The organism is Pandoraea terrae, from assembly GCF_902459695.1.
GTDB lineage: Bacteria > Pseudomonadota > Gammaproteobacteria > Burkholderiales > Burkholderiaceae > Pandoraea > Pandoraea terrae.
In genome coordinates this window covers 165006-186250 of the sequence record NZ_CABPRZ010000008.1, presented here as the reverse complement: position 1 = coordinate 186250, position 21245 = coordinate 165006, and the positions used below count along the sequence as shown (strand labels likewise).

The 21245-nt window shown below is 63.0% G+C and carries 21 protein-coding genes and 1 tRNA gene; 16 read left to right on the top strand and 6 right to left on the bottom strand.

What is annotated here, in order from left to right; genetic code table 11:
* Positions 1-543 precede the first annotated feature (543 nt).
* Positions 544-1800: a hypothetical protein gene (locus PTE30175_RS11845; protein WP_150697238.1), complete on the top strand. Its 1257-nt coding sequence runs from the start codon at positions 544-546 to the stop codon at positions 1798-1800.
* A gap of 119 nt (positions 1801-1919) precedes the next feature.
* A complete protein-coding gene (locus PTE30175_RS11840; protein WP_150697237.1) occupies positions 1920-2660 on the top strand; it encodes a hypothetical protein in 741 nt (246 codons plus the stop codon).
* 89 nt (positions 2661-2749) lie between these two features.
* On the opposite strand, the gene PTE30175_RS11835 is transcribed toward PTE30175_RS11840, so the two are convergent.
* Positions 2750-3196: a MarR family winged helix-turn-helix transcriptional regulator gene (locus PTE30175_RS11835; RefSeq protein WP_150697236.1), complete on the bottom strand. Its 447-nt coding sequence runs from the start codon at positions 3194-3196 to the stop codon at positions 2750-2752.
* Positions 3197-3344: 148 nt separating this feature from the next.
* On the opposite strand from PTE30175_RS11835, the gene PTE30175_RS11830 reads away from it, so the two are divergent.
* The 3 genes from PTE30175_RS11830 to PTE30175_RS11820 all read left to right on the top strand — a co-directional run bounded on the left by PTE30175_RS11830 (position 3345) and on the right by PTE30175_RS11820 (position 6733).
* Positions 3345-5051, top strand: coding sequence for an FAD-dependent monooxygenase (locus PTE30175_RS11830; protein WP_150697235.1), 1707 nt, complete (start codon positions 3345-3347; stop codon positions 5049-5051).
* A gap of 5 nt (positions 5052-5056) precedes the next feature.
* On the top strand, positions 5057-5242 hold the full coding sequence (locus PTE30175_RS11825) for a DUF2783 domain-containing protein (protein WP_150697234.1): 186 nt from the start codon (positions 5057-5059) through the stop codon (positions 5240-5242).
* 105 nt (positions 5243-5347) lie between these two features.
* Entirely contained in the window at positions 5348-6733 is a 1386-nt protein-coding gene (locus tag PTE30175_RS11820; RefSeq protein ID WP_191629004.1) for an MFS transporter, read from the top strand.
* A gap of 61 nt (positions 6734-6794) precedes the next feature.
* On the opposite strand, the gene PTE30175_RS11815 is transcribed toward PTE30175_RS11820, so the two are convergent.
* Positions 6795-7067 (bottom strand): hypothetical protein, encoded by a 273-nt coding sequence (locus PTE30175_RS11815; RefSeq protein WP_150697233.1) that lies wholly within the window; start codon positions 7065-7067, stop codon positions 6795-6797.
* 615 nt (positions 7068-7682) lie between these two features.
* Positions 7683-8459: a DUF2515 family protein gene (locus PTE30175_RS11810; RefSeq protein ID WP_420819626.1), complete on the bottom strand. Its 777-nt coding sequence runs from the start codon at positions 8457-8459 to the stop codon at positions 7683-7685.
* Positions 8460-8540: 81 nt separating this feature from the next.
* On the opposite strand from PTE30175_RS11810, the gene PTE30175_RS11805 reads away from it, so the two are divergent.
* A tRNA-Val gene (locus tag PTE30175_RS11805) sits at positions 8541-8617 on the top strand.
* 213 nt (positions 8618-8830) lie between these two features.
* Entirely contained in the window at positions 8831-9169 is a 339-nt protein-coding gene (locus PTE30175_RS11800; RefSeq protein ID WP_150697231.1) for a hypothetical protein, read from the top strand.
* Positions 9170-9371: 202 nt separating this feature from the next.
* On the opposite strand, the gene PTE30175_RS11795 is transcribed toward PTE30175_RS11800, so the two are convergent.
* Positions 9372-10208, bottom strand: a complete 837-nt coding sequence (locus tag PTE30175_RS11795; protein ID WP_338044435.1) for a LysR family transcriptional regulator — start codon at positions 10206-10208, stop codon at positions 9372-9374.
* On the opposite strand from PTE30175_RS11795, the gene PTE30175_RS11790 reads away from it, so the two are divergent.
* From PTE30175_RS11790 to PTE30175_RS11780, 3 genes are all read left to right on the top strand, one after another.
* Positions 10176-11102, top strand: coding sequence for a pyridoxamine 5'-phosphate oxidase family protein (locus PTE30175_RS11790; protein WP_224788724.1), 927 nt, complete (start codon positions 10176-10178; stop codon positions 11100-11102). The two genes, PTE30175_RS11795 and PTE30175_RS11790, sit on opposite strands and share 33 nt — an antisense overlap.
* Positions 11103-11152: 50 nt before the next feature.
* Positions 11153-11347, top strand: a complete 195-nt coding sequence (locus PTE30175_RS11785; RefSeq protein ID WP_150697228.1) for a hypothetical protein — start codon at positions 11153-11155, stop codon at positions 11345-11347.
* A 203-nt stretch (positions 11348-11550) separates the two neighbouring features.
* Complete coding sequence (locus tag PTE30175_RS11780) at positions 11551-12435, top strand: DMT family transporter (RefSeq protein WP_150697227.1); 885 nt, start codon at positions 11551-11553, stop codon at positions 12433-12435.
* A 47-nt stretch (positions 12436-12482) separates the two neighbouring features.
* Here the strand turns inward: PTE30175_RS11780 and PTE30175_RS11775 are convergent, their stop codons facing one another.
* Positions 12483-12917 carry a DoxX family protein gene (locus PTE30175_RS11775; RefSeq protein ID WP_150697226.1) on the bottom strand — a complete coding sequence of 145 codons (435 nt, stop codon included), beginning with the start codon at positions 12915-12917 and terminating at the stop codon, positions 12483-12485.
* Positions 12918-13111: 194 nt separating this feature from the next.
* On the opposite strand from PTE30175_RS11775, the gene PTE30175_RS11770 reads away from it, so the two are divergent.
* The 3 genes from PTE30175_RS11770 to PTE30175_RS11760 all read left to right on the top strand — a co-directional run bounded on the left by PTE30175_RS11770 (position 13112) and on the right by PTE30175_RS11760 (position 16957).
* Positions 13112-14008 (top strand): LysR family transcriptional regulator, encoded by an 897-nt coding sequence (locus PTE30175_RS11770; RefSeq protein WP_150697225.1) that lies wholly within the window; start codon positions 13112-13114, stop codon positions 14006-14008.
* Positions 14009-14184: 176 nt separating this feature from the next.
* A complete protein-coding gene (gene argG, locus PTE30175_RS11765; RefSeq protein ID WP_150697224.1) occupies positions 14185-15522 on the top strand; it encodes an argininosuccinate synthase in 1338 nt (445 codons plus the stop codon).
* A gap of 262 nt (positions 15523-15784) precedes the next feature.
* Entirely contained in the window at positions 15785-16957 is a 1173-nt protein-coding gene (locus PTE30175_RS11760; RefSeq protein WP_150697223.1) for a lipase family protein, read from the top strand.
* A 268-nt stretch (positions 16958-17225) separates the two neighbouring features.
* On the opposite strand, the gene PTE30175_RS11755 is transcribed toward PTE30175_RS11760, so the two are convergent.
* Complete coding sequence (locus PTE30175_RS11755) at positions 17226-18116, bottom strand: LysR family transcriptional regulator (protein WP_150697222.1); 891 nt, start codon at positions 18114-18116, stop codon at positions 17226-17228.
* Between the two features lie 147 nt (positions 18117-18263).
* Between PTE30175_RS11755 and PTE30175_RS11750 the strand changes: the two genes are divergently transcribed.
* Genes PTE30175_RS11750 through PTE30175_RS28215 form a run of 3 tightly spaced genes read left to right on the top strand, consistent with a single transcriptional unit; the run spans position 18264 to position 21240 of the window.
* Positions 18264-19712: an N-acyl-D-amino-acid deacylase family protein gene (locus PTE30175_RS11750; protein ID WP_150697221.1), complete on the top strand. Its 1449-nt coding sequence runs from the start codon at positions 18264-18266 to the stop codon at positions 19710-19712.
* A gap of 23 nt (positions 19713-19735) precedes the next feature.
* Positions 19736-21076: an MFS transporter gene (locus tag PTE30175_RS11745; RefSeq protein ID WP_150697220.1), complete on the top strand. Its 1341-nt coding sequence runs from the start codon at positions 19736-19738 to the stop codon at positions 21074-21076.
* On the top strand, positions 21076-21240 hold the full coding sequence (locus tag PTE30175_RS28215) for a hypothetical protein (RefSeq protein ID WP_191629002.1): 165 nt from the start codon (positions 21076-21078) through the stop codon (positions 21238-21240). The genes PTE30175_RS11745 and PTE30175_RS28215 overlap by 1 nt, the downstream gene beginning before the upstream one ends.
* Positions 21241-21245 lie beyond the last annotated feature (5 nt).

Below are 21245 nucleotides of genomic sequence, written 5' to 3'. Positions count from 1 at the left end.
CACATGCAATGGCGCGCTCATCTGCGCATCCAGCAAAGCCATCCGATACCGGTAGGTCTGGCGCAGCGCCTCACCCGTAGCGCGGCGTCACGAAGCGTCGGCGGCATGGCCGGTTGTGCGTGCGCCGATGCCCCCTCCGTAGCAAGCGCCATACCGGCCATCACGGCCGACGTGCGTCTCGCCCCAAACAAGCTTGCGGTGAATCTGAAAATGGCATTCCCCCTTTTGACGAACTTGTCAGACCTGCAATCGGGGGCAAGGGGCCGGATTGTGGCAGAGCCGATTCGCCTTGTCTTCCGCTTTTCGCCCAAAGACTTGACTTTCGGAATCTGCCCAACGGAGAACACACTGGATGAAAGCGCCTGGGGATCGCGGGGCGGGCCCCGTCTGACACGACGCAATCCTGAAATCGTTGCACTCATACGAAAGCAGGCTCGCGAGTTAACGCGGAAGCTACGATCATCCGAACACGCAGACCAAAACTGCGGGACTCCATGAAGCGCCACAGAGCGCGTTGGCGGAACATGAGGAGGGTCGAGCAGTATGTTGCTGTTTGCTTCGCGAAAGTACTCTTACGATTTGTGTCCGCGTCATGCCGGCGTTGCCGCTGCTTGGCCGGCGCACCGGAAGTCGCTGGGTGAACAGCCGCGAAACTTGCATCCGGAATTGCATCATGCGCTGGCCGGCATATCCAACAAGCCGCGCGTTTCGTTGACGGGCTACCGTTCGATACCCAGTCCACCGCCAGCGGGCATCGCGCGCAACCAGGGTGTTGCCACCCACGGCACGGGAGTGAGCATCGACCAGTTGAAGCGCGATCTCTTCACGCGACTCGACGCACTGGAAACCAAGGCGTTCGATGCCGGACTCGAATGGAACGAAGAAAGGGCAGTGCAACTTCGTGAAGCGAAGGAGACGCTGTCTCTCGCCTTGACGTCGCTTGAGAAGTTCGGTTGGCGGGAGAGGGTGAAGTCGCTATATGTCGGCCGCAACGTGATCGGCAAGCAAGGAACCATCACCGACCCGGACCGGATCAGCACGAAAGCGAAGCGGTTTCACGGCATCCTTGTGAGAACTCGCGACTCGCTCGAACATTTGGAGAGCGCGCTTGCGTCGCACAAACAGCCGAATGAGGCGGAGGGCGCGGCCGCCGGGACAAAGCGAACAGCGTCATCGGCCAACCATCTATCGAGCCGCCTGATTGAAGAAGCGCGCAACGAGATACCGAGGGAAAAGCGGCGGAAGTTCCTCAGGGCCGCGTTGCAATTCGTTTCGGGATGTGTGAGTGTGGCCGGCATCATCGTTGGCGCCTTGCTCCTCGTGTCGCTGCCTGTATCCATTCCGGTAATCGTCATCGGCGTAGGCATCACTATCGCCCTGAACTTCATCTTTCAGGTAAATCCGGCCTTGAAGCCTTTCGACAAAGGGTTGGGAAAACTGGAAGCCTTGGTAAAGCATCTGGAGAATGACATGCTCGGACAAATCAGGCGCGACCTTGTGGATCTCAGGCGCGAGGTCACGGACATCAAGCGCAAGCTCGAGAGCGTCGAGGCACAGCAAGCGGCTACCGCAACGAACGTCAGCAACATCGCGTTCGCATTGAACCTGCTACTCGCAAACAACACGAACCTCGATCCAAGGATCACGCAGGCCCTTCAAATCCCTGCCGCGAACGATGGCCTGCCTCCGATAGCCGCAAGCAGTCTGCAGTCCGGTCTAGCATCCGTGGGAAGTCAGACGTCACAGGCCGACCTCACACCCGCAAGTACGACAGCCAGGCAGCTCTACCTGCACGTCTGAGCTGCGTGCGAATACCTGTCAGTTTTGACAGGTGCAGCCCAAAATCGAAAGGCCTATGCTCAAGTCGGCATGATGTCGTTTCCCGTGCCTTGCAAACCACCTTTCCACCGGAGGCACTCATGACCATAGCGGAAAAATCTGCTGCGATTCTCATAACGCCAACTCAACCGCCGCAAGCGACCCCATTGAATCTGGCGGAGACGAAGCTGGTACATGACCGGCGGCTTAGGGGCGACTGGCGCTCAGGCGAAATTCGGGCGAGACCGGTAGGCTCGGACGGGCTTTGGTTGGCGGAAGTCGATATGAGCATCGATTGCGCCGGCATCGAAAAAACCATGAGCGTTGCAAAGGATATTATCAAGAAGTATTCAGAATACACGGAGGACGGGCAGCATATCGTTACGTTCGCGTACGAACGGTGGGGTATCGGGTTACCGGCAGGCCCCGTACTCGATGAGGCGCTGTCTAGCGTTAGCGGGTTTCAGTTCTGGATCAACTACGGTTGGGCTCAATATTTCGTTGGCCTGACGGCATACTTTGCCATGGCGGCTTCCGGTGCGGCCATGGATCCGGCAAACGATTTCATTTCCCCACGGTGGCTTTTTCAGCCGATGGTGTCAGGCGCTGAAAGGAGCAGACTCATTACGGCGGTGCGCCTTCGCGGTTACGTGCTCATGCAACAGGGGGTCGGCATTTCGGCGCCAGGAAGGCCGACGATACTTCACACCAACGGGGCTGCGCATTTCACGGATCATCCGGAATTCGGCACGATTCCCGGAGGCTTGAGTTACGTCGACCTGACACGATGGGAAGGCGAGTCCAGGCCGTTCACCCCGAGAGACGTCCAAATCATTCCCTAGTCCACCGAATCACTGAAATCGGACGGGACCGTCGCCCAAAGGCCTCTGGCCAATATCGGTGCGTTCGGGCAAGGCGCGGCCACGGCCCCTCAATCCAGCGCCTCGGAGCGAGCAAGCAGTTTGTCCAGCAAACGCTCGTAGAGGTCGTGCTCTTCCTCGTCGAGCACGGCGAACAGCGCCTCGTAATGCTTGCGCGCCTGCGCGATCACTTCCGCGTAGACCGCGCGTCCGGCGGGGGTGAGCGTGACCTTCACGGCGCGGCCGTCATGGTCGTTTGGGCCGCGCGACACCAGCCCCTGCCTTACCAACCCATCCGCGCCGCGGCTCGCCTGGCTCTTGTCCAGATTGGCGCGGCGCGCGAGCTCGGCGTTCGTCAGCGCGCCAGCCGTGCCGACAACCGCCAATACCCGTGCCTCGGCCAGATTCAAACCCGTCAGCTCGGCGTAGGACTGCGTGATGCGCCGGTCATGCTGCTTCATCAGCCGGTGCATCTTGTACGTCAGGAAGTCGTCGAGCGTCTTGTGCGGGTGCCGCATACGTGTTTTCCCCAAGATTCATATAGTTGCTAACGCAACCATAGCACATTAGAATGGTTGCGTTAGCAACTAAATCGCGCAACGGTCTCGATGAGACCGGCGGCCTGAACGACCACCGCTTCACGCGCGTTTCACCGGGCATCGCACCATGCATCAGCCAGACATCACGCCCCGCGCCTCGCTTTACTATACGTATCGCGTGCATCCCCATTTTTTCAGTGCGACGGAACCTTCGCGCGTGCCGGTGACCATCGTCGGCGGCGGCCCGATCGGCATGGTCACCGCCCTGGCGCTCGCGCGTCATGGCGTGCGGTGTGTCGTGCTGCAGGCGGAGCAGCAAGTTTCCGAAGGCAGCCGCGCCATCGTCTTCACGAAGCGCTCGCAGGAAATCCTGCAACACGTCGGCGTGGCCGATGCGGTCTGCGCGAAGGGTTTGCCGTGGCGTTGCGGCAATTCCTACTATCGCGGCCAGCGCGTGTTCCGCATGGAATCGCCTGTCGACGAAGACGATCGTTTCGCGCCGCTCATCAACCTGCAGCAAAACGTGCTGGAAGGCTTCCTCGTCGACGCGATCGAACGCGAGCCGCTCGTCGAGCTGCGCTGGGGCAACAAACTGATGGGCGTGACCCAGGACGACAACGGCGTCATGCTCGACATCGACACGCCGGACGGCACCTATCGCCAGGCCACCGACTGGCTGGTAGCGGCAGATGGCGCGCGCTCGACCGTTCGCAGCGCGCTCGGCTTGCGATTCGAGGGCAACAGCTACGAAGGACGCTTCGTCATCGCGGACATCCGCATCGATCTCGACTTGCCGACCGAGCGCCTGGCGTACTTCGCGCCCGAGTGGAATCCCGGCAATACCGTGCTCATGCACCGCGAACCGGACGGCATCTGGCGCGTCGATTATCAATTGCCGGCCGACGAGGACGTCGAACACGCACTCAAGCCCGAGACGATCCGGGAGCGCATCGATGCCCAATTGGCCATGATGGGTCTCGCCGGCAAAACGTGGGAACTTGATTGGTGTTCCGTGTATTCCGCGCGGGCGCTCACGTTGCCCGACTACGTTCACGGCCGCATTCTCTTTGCCGGCGACGCGGCCCATCTGCTGCCGATCTTCGGCGTGCGCGGCGCGAACACGGGCTTTCAGGACGCCATCGATCTCGCATGGAAACTCGCCGCCGTGGCGCGGCGCGCGGCGCCCGAGGCACTGTTGCGTTCGTACACGCACGATCGCGTCGGCGCGGCGCGCGAGATCATCGAGGAAGCGGGCAAGAGCACGCGTTTCATGACCCCGCCGACGCATGGACATCGCTTGTTGCGAGATGCGACGCTCGCCCTGTCGATCGATCATGCGTTCGTCCGGCCGCTGTTCCATTGGCGCACATCGCGCGCGCACGACTACCGTCATTCACCGCTCAACAGTCCCGACGACGACAACGCGCGCATGCATGCGGGACCCGTTGTGGGCGCGCCGCTGCCGAACCTGAGACTCGGGGAGAACGATTATCTGTATGACCATCTCGGCGCGGCGTTTCATCTGCTGAGCTTCAGCGATTCACCGCTCAATGCGGCGGTACAGGACGAAATCGCCAAATGGCGCGCGCGCGGCATCGCCGTGACGGTCATCGCATTCGCGCCGACGCGTCATGCCGGCGTCCCTGGCGCGGACCTCACCCTATACGACGCCACCGATCGCGCGTTGCAGAAGTACGGCGCGACGTGGGGCAGCGCGTATCTGGCCCGTCCCGATCATCACATTTGCGCACGCTGGCAGACCCTCGATGCCGACCGCCTTGCCACAGCGTTGGCCCAGGCCACAAGCCACAGCGCGCGCGCCTTTCAGGAGTAACCGTCATGACCGCCAGTCAATCCGCCGTTCAGGGCCTCGAAGATATCTATGACGCGATCGCCTCCGCCGTCGACGAGGCCCCCGAAGCCGGCCGCGAATTGTTTCTCGCGAAACTCGCCCTGCTGCTCGCCAATGAGATCGGTGATGCCCCGTGCGTGCTTGAACTGATTCGTCTGGCTGCCAAAGCGTAAGCCTTTCCGGACGCGCGTTGCGTGTCCATTTTCGTGATCCGCCGCGGCATGGTGGATTCGTCACACAAGAACACCGCCTCAGGCGGGACGTTGGAGAAGACATTCATGACTCGTGTCATTCCCGCCGTGGCCACTGCCGACGGCATGCGCCCACTCATCAAAGGTACCGCAACCGCGGACAACGCCTTCGAGGCGGCCGTTCTTGGCAAAGTCTCGCGGCGTTTGCTCGGCTTTCTGTTCGTGCTGTTCCTGTTTTCGTTTCTCGACCGCATCAACGTCGGCTTCGCCGCGCTGACCATGAGCCAGGACCTGGGCCTGAGCGGCACCCTGTTCGGCATGGCGTCGACGGTCTTCTACCTCACCTATGTTCTGTGCGGCGTGCCGAGCAATCTGATGCTCGTGAAATTCGGCGCAAGGCGCTGGATGGGCTGGATCCTGGTTGCATGGGGCTTTGCATCGAGTGCGACGATGTTCGCGCATGACGCCACGAGCCTGTACCTCATTCGCGCGCTCGTCGGCATTACGGAGGCGGGCTTCCTGCCCGGCATGCTGCTCTATCTCGGCGACTGGTTTCCGTCCGCTGCACGCGCGCGGGCGAATGCGTGGTTCATGATCGCGATGCCGGTCACGTCCGCCCTTGGCGCGGCAGCGTCGGGCTATCTGTTGCGGCTTGACGGCATGGCCGGGCTGCATGGCTGGCAATGGCTCTTTCTCGTTGAAGGCTTGCCGGCGGTTCTGCTCGGATTCGCGACATGGTGGTATCTCGACGACAAGCCGGCCAGCGCGCGTTGGCTGACGGCGTCGGAGAAGGACTGTTTGCAGAGCTTGATCGCGCGCGACCGCGAGGCCGCTGCGGCCCGGGTTGCGAAGGCGGCGGGCAAGGCACTGTCGGCGGCGAAGACTAACGTGTGGCGGGCGATCGCAACACCCGCCGTGGCGAAGTTTGCGCTAGGCTACTTCTGTCTCGTCAACACCTTGAGTTTGGCGTCGTTGTGGATTCCGCAAATCGTAAAGAGCTTCGGCACGACGAGCAACAACGTCACGATCGGTTTGCTCGCGGCGATTCCCTCGATCTGTACCATCGCCGGCATGATCTGGTGGGGCCGCCGTTCCGACCGTCTGCAGGAACGCCGCTGGCATCTGGTCCTGCCGATGATGTTCTCGGCCGCGGGCTGGCTCGTGACGTGCTTCGCGCCGGAACCGTCGCTCCGGCTCGCAGGCGTGGCAATGGCCTCGACGGGCGCCTACACCGCCATGGCGATCTTCTGGACGACGCCTGAAGGCAGTCTGGCTCCGGAGAGCCGCGCGCTCGGACTCGCCGTCATCAATGCCGTCGGCAACCTGGGCTCGGCGCTGAGCCCGATCGTCGTGGGCATGCTCAAGGATCTGACGCATTCGTTCACATCCGGGCTGCTGTTTGCGGCAGCCAGTCTGCTGGTGGGGATCGTCGTGCTGCTGGCGGCGCCGATCGGGCGATCTCACGGAAAGTAACGACGCCGGACTGCACGTGACGAGCGGCCCGGCGAGTCTGAATGACTACTTTTGCTGAATATCAGTCTTGCACGTGATCGACCGCTTCGCGGAATCGATGTTCGGCGACGAGGCCGGCGAGGTCATACGCCTCTTTGGACAGGTCTTCCATCTCCTCGAAAAACGCGTAGATAAACTTGTCGTCAAGCGAAGCAATGCTGCCCTGCCCGCCGATCGCTGCGAGCGCGACCATGCGACTGGTGATGTCGCACAAGCGAACAACCTCATGATCCCCGTGCTCACGCATGCGGGCCTTGGTTTCGTCATCGGGGGGGAGGTGACGTGCTTCAATCATAAGTCAAACTCCTTGCAACAAAGTCAAATTGCGCCCGCTTTGCCCTGTCGTGGAGGGAAACAGATCAGAGGACGAACGGGTGGGCGGGCATCAGGCCGGGGTGAGATACCGTACAGAATCCAACGGACAAAGAAACGGCTGACCCGAAGGTCACCCAGCCTGAGCCCGCCCATGGATGGGACGCAATCAGTCTGCACACGACGGACCGCGCGCAAAGCCCGGCCGTGTGCCCGTTGTCTTCTGTGTTCAGGATCTCACTCCCGAGTCGCGATTGGGTCGCGACGAGAAAAGCTTATTGCGGGCACAGGCTGCGCGCAAGCGAATAAAGGCCGCCAACGGGATTTTCGGAATTCTCCGATTCAAAGTTTGGGAGATTCCGACGGTGCATCAGTGCGATGGCATTTTGAGGGACGGGAACTTCCGAGAAGCTGGCGCGAAGGTACGCAGCCTCACTTGTTCGTACGTTTCACCAATGGTCAGCACCGACTCCTCGGCAGGCCGAACTTCCGAATATTCCCACCAAAGCAGCCCCCCCCCAACGCTACCGTCCCAACCTTGCGACAGCGAGGTTGGTTCTTCTTTACTCTGACGCCCCAACTCAATGCTGCGTGTCCTTTATTGGGCAGACGGCATCTGAGGACTTGGGGAGTTCCAAATTGATGCGAAAGCGCTCGTCATTCGGGCGGCTATCGCGACGCATACGGAAAACGCTATTTCAACCTTGAACTTGCCTCCCCCCTGCCAATAGCTGATCGGACTCGGAAGAAAGCGCAATTTCTCGCGCATGGCCGGTGTGTCCTCGATCGCTGGAAACCTGTCGGGCCTTCTAAGGCACCAGCCTCCTTGCCGAAGTTGCCTATGCAGATCGGTGACCACTTTCAGCGTTTCGTCGAGAGGCAAAAGCTTGGTTTGCGGCCAAATCGTCACCGAATTAACATTTCCATGCTTGTCGTAACCGACATTCAGTTGCTCGTGACGAGCAAGAGGTTCGACGCCATCGGAAATGTTTCCAGCGTCGATCGCCTCGAACCCTTGCTCAATTTCCTCAGGGCGTTTGCCGAATGTAACCGCCTTCCCGAGCGGCCAATACACCTTGCCCTCCAATTGCCTACGCTCCCCCAGACAACTTTTGAACCGTTGAAGCCCGTATCTCATATAGAACATATGCAAGGGCCAAATATCAAAAATCAGCGCCGTGTTGCCTTTCGTAAGCATTTCGTATGCATAAGCCGAAGCGCCGCCGGCCCCTTGGTCACGCATGGGCATCCTGGGCGAGGCAAAGGGCGACATCCGCGCCAACGCCGAACTTTGCCGCATCCACGCTTGATGCGCGCGGCGCTGCCGATTTGAGTTCGCAACCATAGCTGCGGCGTGGATCAGGCCGCACCCCACCTGCTTTGACGCGGCGACTCAGGAATTTTTAACGAAACACTTGCGCATTTCAAAAACCACCCATATAATCGCGGTCTTTCTAGGCTCGTAGCTCAGCTGGTTAGAGCACCACCTTGACATGGTGGGGGTCGTTGGTTCGAGTCCAATCGAGCCTACCAACGAATCACGCAAGAGGCACCTTCGGGTGCCTCTTGTCGTTTCTGCCGCTCGAAATCGTCATCCAAGCGTCACCCCGACGCCACGCGCGCCGCGTTACAAACGGACACAGACCGAACAAGTCGGTAGCACCTGTGACGGCGTTCCGTCACTAGACTGGTTTCCATCAACACAGCCCATATGGCTCAACGCCGGGCATCGCCAAGGAGGCCAACATGAAACGCATTCTTGCCATCGCCGCAATCACTGCTGCCGGACTGACCGCTGCGCTCGCGTCGACGGCAGCGTCGGCCCACGTCGACGTCGGACTGTATCTCGGCGCGCCGGCGCCGGTGGTGGTCGCTCCGGCCTACGCCCCTGCCCCGGTCTATGAGCCCGCACCGATCTATGCGCCGGCGCCGGTGTACGCTGCGCCCGCGCCCGTGGTCTATTACGGCCGTGACCGCTGGGAAGAACGCCGCCGTTGGGAAGCCCATCGCCGCTGGGAAGAACGTCGTTGGGACGACCGCCGCTGGGACGACCGCCGCTGGCATGACGACGATCGCCGTTGGTAAGCGATCGCCCGCCGATGCATGACGCCGGCAATGGAGCTGGTTTTGCGAAGCAAAAATAGGTCCGTTGGCGGCCCCGGGCGTTGACCGAGGCGCGCGCCTCCCAACCTGCGAAGTTTGAAAAATGAAGCGGCAGACGCCCGAACACGTCTGCCGCTTTTTCGTTCACGCACCGAAACCGCGCGATATGTCGCATTGCGAAGCACTACAGCATCGGCACCGCCGCCAATTCCCGCTTCATCCATTCGACAAAAGCGCGCGTGCGCGACGGCAACAAGTGCGCATGCGGATAGACGATGCTGACGGGCCGCGCCGGCCCTTCGAACGCCGCGAGCACGCGCACGAGCCGCCCGTCTGCGAGATATGCGGCCACCTGATAGGACAGGAAGCAACCGAAGCCAAGCCCGGCGGCGCATGCCTCGACGGCCGTCAGGCTGTGATTCACCTCCAGATTGCCGTCCACCGGCACAGCGATCTCACGGCCGGCTTCCCTGAAGCGCCAGTGCGTCAATCCGCCACCGCGCGAGCGGATGCAGTTCTGCCCCGTCAGGTCGCGCGGATGCGCAGGTGTGCCGTGCGCGGCAAGCCATGACGGACTGGCGACGACGACGCGGCGAATTGCGCCGACCGTCTGTGCGACCAGCGTCGAATCTTCAAGCGGCGAGATCCGGATGCCGACGTCGATCCCTTCCTCCCAAAGATTCACGACGCTGTCGCTCAATACCAGACGACAACTCACCGCCGGATGCGCCTGAAGAAAACGCGTCACCGCCGGGGCAACGTGCAGTTGGCCGAATAGAACCGGCGCCGTCACCACAAGCCGGCCGCTGGGCGCTTCGTGCCGCGCCGCGAGTCGCCCTTCCGCCTCGGCCAGCGCGCCCAGGATCTGACGGCAACTGTCCAGATAGCCGCGGCCTTCGTCCGTCAGCGCGATGCGGCGCGTCGTGCGGTTCAGCAAGCGCACGTCCAGTTCGGCTTCGAGCGCCGTCAGCGTATGATCCGAGCAGAGATGCCGGATCAGCATCGCCAGTTCTATGCGCAACTGCCGTTTCTCGTGCTCGGCGCGCTCGACGCTGTCGGCCAGCCGTGGGCGACGCTGATATCCGGCGAGCCCGGTTTCGCGCAAGCGCCCGATGCACAGACGCTGCGCGTGATGACGCAGCCGGCGGCCAGCGATCCGCTGGCGGGGGCCTTGGTGGCCGGCGCGCCCGTCGGGCTGCTCGGGCTGGAGCCCTCGACGCGGCGGCGCAATCGCGTCAATGGCACGATCACGCAAAGTGATGGCGCGGGGTTTGTGCTGCACGTTGCACAAAGCTTCGGCAATTGTCCGCAGTACATCCGCAAGCGCGAGGTGTTGGCCGGCGATTCGCAAGCATCGACTAGCCAACCCGTCGCCGAACCGCCGGCACATACGCTCGACGACGAGGCGCAATCGATCATCGCCAGCGCCGACACGTTTTTCGTTGCAACGTATTTCGCGAGCGATGCGCCCGACGGAGCGCCCGATGCCGCAGCCGGCGGCACGACGCGGGCGACGCATCTCAACGGCGGTGCGGACGTCTCGCATCGCGGCGGCAAACCGGGCTTCGTGCGCATCGACGACGCGCGGACACTGACCTGGCCGGAGTTTCGCGGCAACGCCTACTTCAACACGCTCGGCAATTTGCTCGCCAATCTGCGCGCGGGCTTGCTGTTTGCCGACTTCTCGACCGGCGACCTGCTGCACCTGGCGGGACACGCCGAAATTCTCTGGGACGACGAAGCACAGACCGGCTTCGTTGGGGCGCAGCGGCTCGTCCGCTTCCATGTGAACGAAATGCGGCGAGTGCGCGGCGCGCTTCCAACGCGCTGGCGGTATGACGAGGTCTCGCCGACACTCGCTCGCACCGGCGACTGGTTCAGTGGCCCAATTGCGGATGCCGGCGCACCGGTGTAAAGTGGCAACGTCCGTCACCCGACGGACGCTTTTTTGATCCTTTCCTCTTCATGACCGCACACGCGCGAATCGCCAATTTGTCCGTCGCACCTCCGCAAGGTGCCGTCGGCATGCGCGCGCGCCGGGTCGCGGTCACCGTAGTGGCGCCTCCTGTGGCGAGTGACGTGGCACCGCCCACGCTCGCCGTCGTCGCTGCCGTGGTGGCAGTGGCAGACGTGGCAGGGGTTGCACACGTCTTCGGCTGATTCTTTCGCCGGCTTTTTTTCCGCTTTCTGTCGTTTCTCGCGCCTCGCGATCCGTCTTGACGCGTGCCGCTGCGCTTGCGTAGTGCCGCCGCATCGATCAGGACTGCGATGACCCGGGGCTGAGGTTCGTCCGCCGATATTGCGAGGCGAACCCGTGCGTGTATCGACAGGAAGCCGTGCCTATCGCCTTGAAGGGGATTTCGATGAATCTCGGCTTATCCGCGTGGCGCCGTCATGGCGCGACGCTCTCGTTCGTCCTGATGTGGAGCGGCGGCGCATTGGCCGCCAAGTGGGGGCTTGCGCACGCTTCTGCGTTCGGGTTTCTGCTGCTGCGGCTCGGATTGGCGCTCGCCGCGCTATCGCTGCTCGCCGCCTGCCGGCGACAATGGCTGCCTGCGCCAGGCACACGCCGGCAAGTCGCGGTCACGGGCCTGCTCCTGATCGGCGGCTATCAGGCCACCTATTTGCTCGCGCTCGCCAACGGCATCACGCCGGGGGCGCTGGCGACCGTGCTCGGCGTGCAGCCGATCCTGACGTTGTTCGTGGTGGAACGTCATCATTCGCCGCGCCGGGTTGCCGGCCTCGTGCTCGCGTTGGGCGGCTTGTCGCTGGTTGTCGCGCAAAGCCTCACGGCCGCGCGCTTCTCGATGGCCGGCTCGTTCTGGGCCCTTGCGGCGCTGACCTGCATGACCGTCGGCACGATCCAGCAAAAGGGCTCGCAACAGCCGCCGCTCGATGTCCTGCCGCTGCAATATGCGGTCGGATTGACGCTGGCGCTCGTCATTGCCCCGTTCCAGCCGGTGCATGCCGACTTTTCCGCCGGCTTCTGGTTGCCGCTCATCTACATGGGACTGCTGATTTCGGTCGGCGCGACGCTGCTGCTGTATCGCATGATCGCGTCGGGCAATCTGGTGACGGTCACGAGCCTGTTCTATCTCGTGCCGGTGGTGACAGCGTTGCTTGACTGGGCGATATTCGGGCATCGTCCCGGGCCGCTTGCGATCGTCGGCACGACAGGCGTGCTGCTGGGGTTGAAGCTGGCGCTCGCACCTGCGCGCCAGCCCATCGCGGGCAATTGCCGGGCCTGACACCCGGCGCAGGAGGCCGGCGCCAACGCCGGCCTCCTGCAACGTCCTTACGCGTTGCGCGCCACGCCGCGACGGTTCGCCAACATCGCGTCGATGCTGAAACCGGTCGCACCGAGCACGGCCACTTGCAGGAATCCGCCGGCAATTGCCACATTCTTCAGGAAGTGGATCATCTGATTCTGATCACCGAAATTCATGTGGAAGGCGAACGCCGTGACGAGTGCGAACAGCGCCAGCACGGTCGCGACGATGCGCGTGCGATATCCCACCAGCACGGCGAGCCCGAAACCGACCTCGACGACGATCGCCGCGAGATAGGCCAGGTCCGGCAGTGGCATGCCGACAGAAGCGATATAGCCCTTGGTGGCTGCAGGCGCGGCAAGTTTGCCAAGTCCGCTGATGATGAAAATCGCCGACAGGAGAATTCGGCCGATCAGGCTTGCGGCGGCAGCGCCGCCATTCGCGTTGGGTTGCGCGTTCATGTTGATCCTATGCAAGAAGTCGAAGGGTTTGTTCAAAAGTGGTCCCGCAACCCGCGCAACGGTGTCGATGGCGGATTCGCCCGGCCTTGACAATGCCCGGCCAGTGACACGAACTATATTTGACTCTCGCCGAAACACAAAGATGGCATTTGACGTAACATCGTCAACCAGTATATGACAATCAGAGGTGCGAGATGGATTTGCTCGACGACATGCGAATCTTTGTCAACGCCGTGGACGCCCGCGGATTTACGGCGGCCGCGGAGAAGCTGGGGCTCTCGAAGCAGTTCGTCAGCCGTCGCGTCACGACACTGGAAGCGGCGCTTGGCGCGCGCCTTCTCTTGCGCACCACACGCCGTTTGGCGGTGACCGATCTCGGGCGCATCTATTACGACCGCGCCGTGAAAATTCTCGAAGATGTCGCTGCCGCGAATCTGGCGGTCAGCAGCCAGGGGGAGCGGCCGCGCGGCAACCTGCGCGTATCGGCGCCGATGTCGTTCGGCACCATGTTCCTCGCCAGCGTGATGCCGGCGTTCCTGAAAGCGCATCCCGACGTCACGATCGAGATGGAATTGAATGACCGGACGGTCGACATCGTCGGCGAGGGCTACGACGTAGCCGTGCGTATCGGGTTGTTGGCCGACTCGTCGCTGATCGCGCGTCCGATCGCGCCGATGCGGATGGTGACTTGCGCCAGCCCCGCCTACCTCGACGCACACGATGCGCCCGCCATCCCGGCCGATTTGCGCGACCACGCATGCCTGCCCTACGGCCACAGCCAGCGGGTGGAATGGACCTACCAGATCGACGGCAAACTCACCGGTGTGCCGATTACGGGGCGCCTGCGCGTCAACAACGGCGAGCTCGCGCGTGACGCGGCCGTGGCGGGGCTGGGCCTGGCATGGCTTCCGGTGTTCATCGTGGCCCCGGCGCTGGCCAACGGACGGCTCGTGACGGTGCTGGATGACTTCGCGCCGCCGCCGTCCGCCATTCACGTGGTCTACCCCCAGCACCGGCAGGCATCGCTCGTCATTCGCTCATTTGCGGATTTTCTGACATCGGCTTGCGCTGTCGCCGGCACCACCTGGTAAGACCGAGGGCTGTGTCTCACCGGAAAATTCCGAAAAAACGCCGGAAACCAGGTGGGAAATTGGCGAATTTCGGTAAAAACGGGCCTGGCTACGCGCTCCCGGCGTGAACGAGACTTGACCGCCCATGGCCCGGACGGGGATACTTGACAGGTTAATAACGTCTGTTTGCCACTCCGATGACCACGATTCTGCAGCATATCCCCACGGGACAACGGGTCGGTATCGCCTTCTCGGGCGGTCTCGACACCAGCGCAGCGCTCCTCTGGATGCGCACCAAGGGGGCCATTCCCTACGCTTACACCGCCAATCTGGGTCAGCCGGACGAACCCGACTACGAAGATATTCCGCGCCGCGCCATGCAGTACGGCGCCGAAAATGCGCGGCTGGTGGATTGCCGCTCGCAGCTCGTGGCCGAAGGCATTGCCGCGCTGCAAAGCGGCGCGTTCCACATTTCGACGGCCGGCGTCACATACTTCAACACCACGCCGATCGGGCGCGCCGTCACGGGCACGATGCTCGTGGCCGCGATGAAGGAAGATGGCGTCAATATCTGGGGCGATGGCAGCACGTTCAAGGGCAATGACATCGAGCGCTTCCACCGCTACGGTCTCTTGACCAACCCGGGCCTGCAGATCTACAAGCCTTGGCTGGACCAGGCGTTCATCGATGAACTCGGTGGCCGCGCTGAAATGTCCGAATTCATGCGCCAGCAAGGCTTTGCCTACAAGATGTCGTCCGAGAAGGCGTATTCGACGGACTCGAATATGCTGGGCGCGACCCACGAAGCGAAGGATCTGGAACACCTGAATTCGGGCATCAAGATCGTCGAGCCGATCATGGGCGTGCCGTTCTGGCGCGACGATTGCGACGTGAAGCGCGAAGAAGTCACGGTGCGTTTCGAGGAAGGCCAGCCGGTCGCCCTGAACGGCAAGACTTTCGCCAACGCCGTGGAGCTTTTCGCCGAAGCCAACCGCATCGGCGGCCGCCATGGCCTGGGCATGAGCGACCAGATCGAGAACCGCATCATCGAGGCGAAGAGCCGCGGCATTTACGAAGCCCCGGGGCTGGCGCTGCTGTTCATCGCTTACGAGCGTCTGGTGACCGGCATCCACAACGAAGACACGATTGAACAGTACCGTGAAAACGGCCGCCGTCTGGGCCGCCTGCTGTACCAGGGCCGCTGGTTCGACCCGCAAGCCATCATGCTGCGCGAAACCGCCCAACGCTGGGTGGCGCGCGCCGTCACCGGCGAGGTCACGATCGAGCTGCGCCGCGGCAACGACTACTCGCTGCTGAACACGGAATCGGCGAACCTGACATACAAGCCGGAACGCCTGACGATGGAAAAGGGCGAATCGATGTTCTCTCCGCTCGATCGTATCGGTCAACTGACAATGCGCACGCTAGACATCATCGACACGCGCGAAAAGCTGATGACGTACGCCAAGGCGGGCCTGTTGACGGCCAGCAGCGACGACGCCCTGCCGCAACTCGATAACGGCAAGAAAGACTGACGCCAGCGTCCCTGCGTACCGCGCACGGGCGTTGCCGCCGGGCGCATGGCGGCAGAAAAAATGCGGAGCCTCCGAAAGGATCGCTCCGCTTTTTTCATCCGGCCCCGCCCCGCGCCACGGCTGATCTCCTGCACGATGCGGTGACATCCGGAACAACGCTGCCTTATACTGGATCGGACGCGGCGCAGGCCGCCGACGCGCGCGGGCCATTGGCTTGCCGGCCGCGCCACCGCGACAGGATTTCCGCCGAGGACAGCCCAACATGTTCATACGCCTGTGGCGATACGCCAGCGCCGCCCTGTTTCCCGTACTGTTCGCCGGCCTCATGCTGGCGCGCGCCGCGCACGCCGTGACCGCCGAAACCGCACCCGCCACCATTGCGCACGGCGCGATGGTCGACAAGACGCCGCTCGACGACGACCTCGGCCTGCCCGAAGCCGGCGCGCAGTTCCGCATCCGCTACAGTTCCATCGACGGTGTCGGCGGCGTCGCAGCGCGCGAAGACACCGGTGTCGTGTTCCTGCCGAAGGGCCCCATGCCCAAAGGCGGCTGGCCCGTGGTCGCATGGGCGCATGGCACCGTCGGTATCGCCGCCGCCTGCGCGCCCTCGGACCATCCGCGCAGCCCGCGCGATACGCAATATCTCGGCACCTGGCTCTCGCTAGGCTTCGCCGTCGTCGCCCCCGATTACGCGGGACTCGGCTCGAATGGACTCCATCACTATCTCAACGCACGCGCTGAGGCTTACAGCGTGCTCGACAGCGTGCTTGCCGCAAGGCAAGGCTTCCCCCTGCAAAACCGCATTGTGTTCGTCGGCCAGTCGCAAGGCGCACACGCCGCCTTCGCCGCCGCCGCGTTCCAGTCATCCTATGCGCCCCAATTGCGGGTCGTCGCCTCGGTGCTGACCGGCGCACCGTATTTCAATGCGAATACGTCCGCTGCGGCATTGTTCTCGGGTGCGTCCGACCCGGGCGCGGCCGATCCGAAGATCCCGTACGCGATGTACATCTTCCTGTCAGCCGCCGACCTCAATCCGGCGCTCGAGTCAGCCCGGTACTTCTCGCCGCAGGCGTTGCCCGTGCTGAAACAGGCGCGCGAACTATGCATCCAGGAATTGACGGATGCGGCCGCCGCCGCCGGACTCAACGCCGGCAACAGCCTGCGCCCGGCGATCCAGGAGGTCCTGGCCTCGCAAACGCCGGCCTTGCGGTTCCCGGCGCTGCGGGTGCGCCACCCGGTGTTCGTCGGTATGGGTAGCCTCGACATGGACGTGCCGCTCATCATGCAGCAGGCCTTCGTCCACGATCTCACCGCCGCCGGCACAAAGGTTGACGCCCACGTCTACGAAGGCCTCGATCATGAGGCAACGGTCAATCCGTCGCTGCGCGATTCAGTCCCGTTCGTGCTTCAGGCCATCAAACGCGAACCGCACTGATATTTCGTATCCGGCGCCATGGTGCACCTGCACGCAAATTAGAGGAATTCCTCAAATTTACACATTCCTACATTGACGCATGTATGCGCCAATCTTCAGGCGATGCCCGCCCAGCGTGGCTTTTCCGGATGTTGCACTGTCGCGACACCCCTCCGGATTACGTAATTTTACATATGGTGCGTCGCAACAAACGAGCTATACTGAACTCGTCTCCTCCATGTCTCCTCCTGATATGGATTTAGCCCGCCACTCGCGGGCTATTTTTTTGTCACGCTTTGCCGACTTCCAGCAAATGCTCACAAAATTCCGCGGCCAACGGGGACATGGACACCGTCTTGTGACGGATCAGGCCGATGGTGCGCAAAATCTCTCGGCCCGCCAGCGGCACCGCTACGACGTTCGAATTCGGTAACGCCGACAGGGACAGCGACGGCACGATCGCACACCCCACGCCCGCCTCGACCAGCGCAATCACGCACGACACGTGCTCGACCTCGTAGAACCAGCGCAAGCTCACGGATTCCTGCCCCAGTAGTAGCTCCAGCAGCAAGCGATTGCCCGAGTCCCGCCCGCCGATGACCAGCCGCGCTCCTTTCAAATCCTGCAGTGCAACCCGCTCGGCGCCCGCCAGCGGATGGTCCCGGTGTACTGCCAGCACATAGTGGTCGGTGAGTAGCGGTGTGAACGCGAGATCGTCGTCTTCGCCCGGGTCCATGGCAATGCCGAACTCCGCCAGCCCCGCGCGCACCTGACTGACGACGAAATCGTGATTGCCGTCGAAGACCTGGATGCCGATCTGCGGATAGCGCTCCGCATAACGGTGCATGACGGCCGGCAGCACGCGTGTGACGAACGTCGGAATACTCGCCAGCCGGATCTTGCCGAAGCGCTTCTCGGCGATTTCCTGAATCGACGACAACATCGACCCGAGCTGCGCGATCTGTTGCCGCGCCATTGGCAGAAAGTGGCGGCCTACGCCCGTCAGCTCGATGCTGCGCGTGGTGCGGTGAAACAACTCGACGCCCAGTGTCTGCTCGAGCTTCTGGATGCGGCGTGACAAACCCGGTTGCGTGAGATGCAGCTTGTCTGCGGCGCGCTGGAAACTGCCCAGTTCGGCGACCAGCACGAAGGCTTCAAGCTCGGCGTTCTCAACTCTCATAGCGAATTCTCATGAATCCCAAACAGACCCGCATTGGACGCGGCAAATATGGCTAGCGACCATTGTCCCCTGAATCATCGGGTGTGAGAACCGGCCGAAACTCCCCTCGGCAGCAGGGCGTCACACCCGGCAAGTGGAGGAGACAGCATGGATTTCGACGGCATCATTCGCGGCGGCGACGTCATCGACGGCACCGGTGCATGCCGATTTCAGGCGGATGTGGGCATCCAGGGCGATCGCATTGCGGCCATCGGCGATCTCGGCCACGCCACTGCCCGCTGGACGATCGATGCGGCCGGCCAGATCGTCGCGCCCGGGTTTATCGACAGCCACACGCACGACGACGCGTTCGTGCTGTCCTCGCCGGACGTCGAACCGAAGGTATGCCAGGGCGTGACGACCGTCATCGCCGGCAACTGCGGCATCAGCCTTGCACCGCTCGTCGCCGAACGCGACGTTCCGCAGCCGCTCGATTTGCTGGGCGCATGGGATACGTTCCGCTTCTCCACCTTCGCCGCCTATCTCGACGCGCTGGATGCGGCGCCGGCCGCCGTCAACACGGCAGCGCTGGTCGGCCATTCCACGCTGCGCGTGCGCAATATGCGCGACGTCAAGCGCGAAGCGGCGCCGGACGAGGTCGCCCGCATGGCCGCCGACGTCCGTGAAGCAATGACGGCCGGTGCGTTCGGGGTCTCGTCGGGCACGTTCTATCCGCCGGCCGCAAGCGCCACGCAGCAGGAGTTGATTGACGTTTGCGCACCGCTGCGCGAGACGGGCGGCATCTTCGCTACCCATTTGCGCGACGAAACCGTCGACATCCTGCCGTCGCTCGACGAAGCGTTCGCCATCGGGCAAGCGCTGGGCGTGCCCGTCGTGCTGTCGCATCACAAGGTCGCCGGCAAGGAGAACCACGGGCGGTCCGTTGAAACGCTCGCACGCATCGACGCGCAACGCGCCGTGCAACCGCTGTGCCTCGATTGCCATCCGTATCCGGCAACGTCGACGATGCTGCGCGCCGACCGTATCCGCCAATCGTCGCGTGTGATGCTGGCGTGGTCGAAAGCGCGGCCCGACCTCGCGGGACGCGATTTTCACGAGATCCTGCCGATGTTCGGCAACTCGGTCGAAGCCGCCATCGAAGCCTTGCGGCCCGCCGGCGCGATCTACTTCGTCATGGACGAAGCCGACGTCGAACGCATCTTCCAGCACGAACAAACGATGGTCGGCTCGGATGGCCTGCCCAACGATACGCGCCCGCATCCGCGCCTGTGGGGCACCTTCCCGCGCGTGCTCGGCGTGTTCTCGCGCGAGCGCGGACTGTTTCCGCTGGAAACGGCCGTGCGCAAGATGACCGGCCTGACCGCCGAGCAATTCGGTCTCCCGGCGCGCGGGCATGTCGCGGTCGGCCATTTTGCCGATCTGGTCGTGTTCGATCCCGTGCGCGTCATTGATCGCGCGACGTTCGCCGCGCCCACGCTGCGCCCCGAAGGCATCACCCACGTGTTCGTCAACGGCGAACAGGTGGTCGACAACGGACGCCATACCGGCGCACGCCCCGGGCGCGCATTGCGCCGCTCCCCACCCCCGCAGGCATAATCGAAACAACAGACGGAGTCATCATGGCAATCTCGAACGGCGCGACGCCCGCCCGTGGCACCCCACACACCCCGACGGCACACGGTGCAGTTTCGGCACAGGATGCCGACGCGCTTTACCGCAAGCTGAGCCGGCGCATCATCCCGCTGATCCTCCTTTGCTATTTCTTCGGCTATCTCGACCGCGTCAACGTCGGCTTCGCCAAGCTGCAGATGGTGGCCGAGTTGCAGTTGAGCGAAGCCGCGTATGGTGTCGGCGCGGGACTGTTCTTCCTCGGCTATTTGCTATTGCAGGTGCCTGCCGGGTATCTCGTGCAGCGTATCGGCGTGAAGAAGTGCCTGGCCGGTTCGATGCTGACCTGGGGCATCGTGTCGGTCGCCACGCTCGCGACCGTCGATCAGACCTCGTTCTACCTCCTGCGCTTTCTGCTCGGTGTGACCGAAGCCAGCTTCTTCCCGGCGGTGATCGCCTACTTCAGCGTGTGGTTTCCATCGCGCCGGCTGTCGAAAGTGATGGCGCTGCTGTTCCTGGCGATGCCGCTCGGCGTGATCGTCGGCGGGCCGCTGTCGGGCTGGATCATGGACGCCACGCATGGCGGCTTCGGGCTCAAGGGATGGCAATGGATGTTCCTGATCGAGGGCTTGCCGGCGGTGCTGCTCGGTTTTTATCTGCTCGCGACGGTGACTGAACGCGTCGAAGACGCCGCCTGGCTGACAGACACCGAGAAGCGCATCGTGCAGCGCGAAATGGCGCAGGAAGCGACCGGCAAGCGCACGAGCCTCGGCCCTGCCATGCGTGAGCCGACGCTGTGGATTCTGTTTGCGACGTCGTTCCTCTATAACGTCGGCAACTATGGTCTCGTGTTCTGGATGCCGACGATGATCAAGGCGCTCGGCACGCTCACCAATTTCCAGATCGGCATGATCAGCGCGATTCCGTATCTCGTCGCCTCGATCGCGATGGTCCTGAACGCACAGCACTCGGTGAAGACTGGCGAGCGCCGCTGGCACACGGCCGTGCCGGTGTTCATCGGCGGCGTGGCACTGCTGGCGAGCGTGGGCGTGCATGCGCAGCCGGTCGCGGCGGTGGCTTGCCTGACGGTCGGCGTGGCCGGCATCATGAGCACGCTCGCCATGTTCTGGAGCCTGCCGTCGCGGATCCTGGCCGGCACGGCCGCCGCCGGTGGCGCGGGGATTGTCAACATCGGCGCGGCGGTCGCCGGCTTTGTCGGTCCGTCGATCATGGGCTATCTGAAAGGACTGACGGGCAGCACCGAAGTCGGCGTGGCGCTGCTGGCCGTCACCCTGTTCGCCGCCGCAGCGCTGATCCTGTCGATCCCGCGCCGCTTCATGAGGAATGCGTGATGTCCGACACGGATGACACACTCGACACGATGCGCACGCTCGCGCGTGCGTTGCATCTGACGATCGACGACGAGGTCGAGGCGGACGTCGCAACCCTGTTCGGACAAATGGCGCAGGCGGCGCAGCGGCTGGCTGCCGCACTCAGCGAACAGGCAACGTCATGACGTCG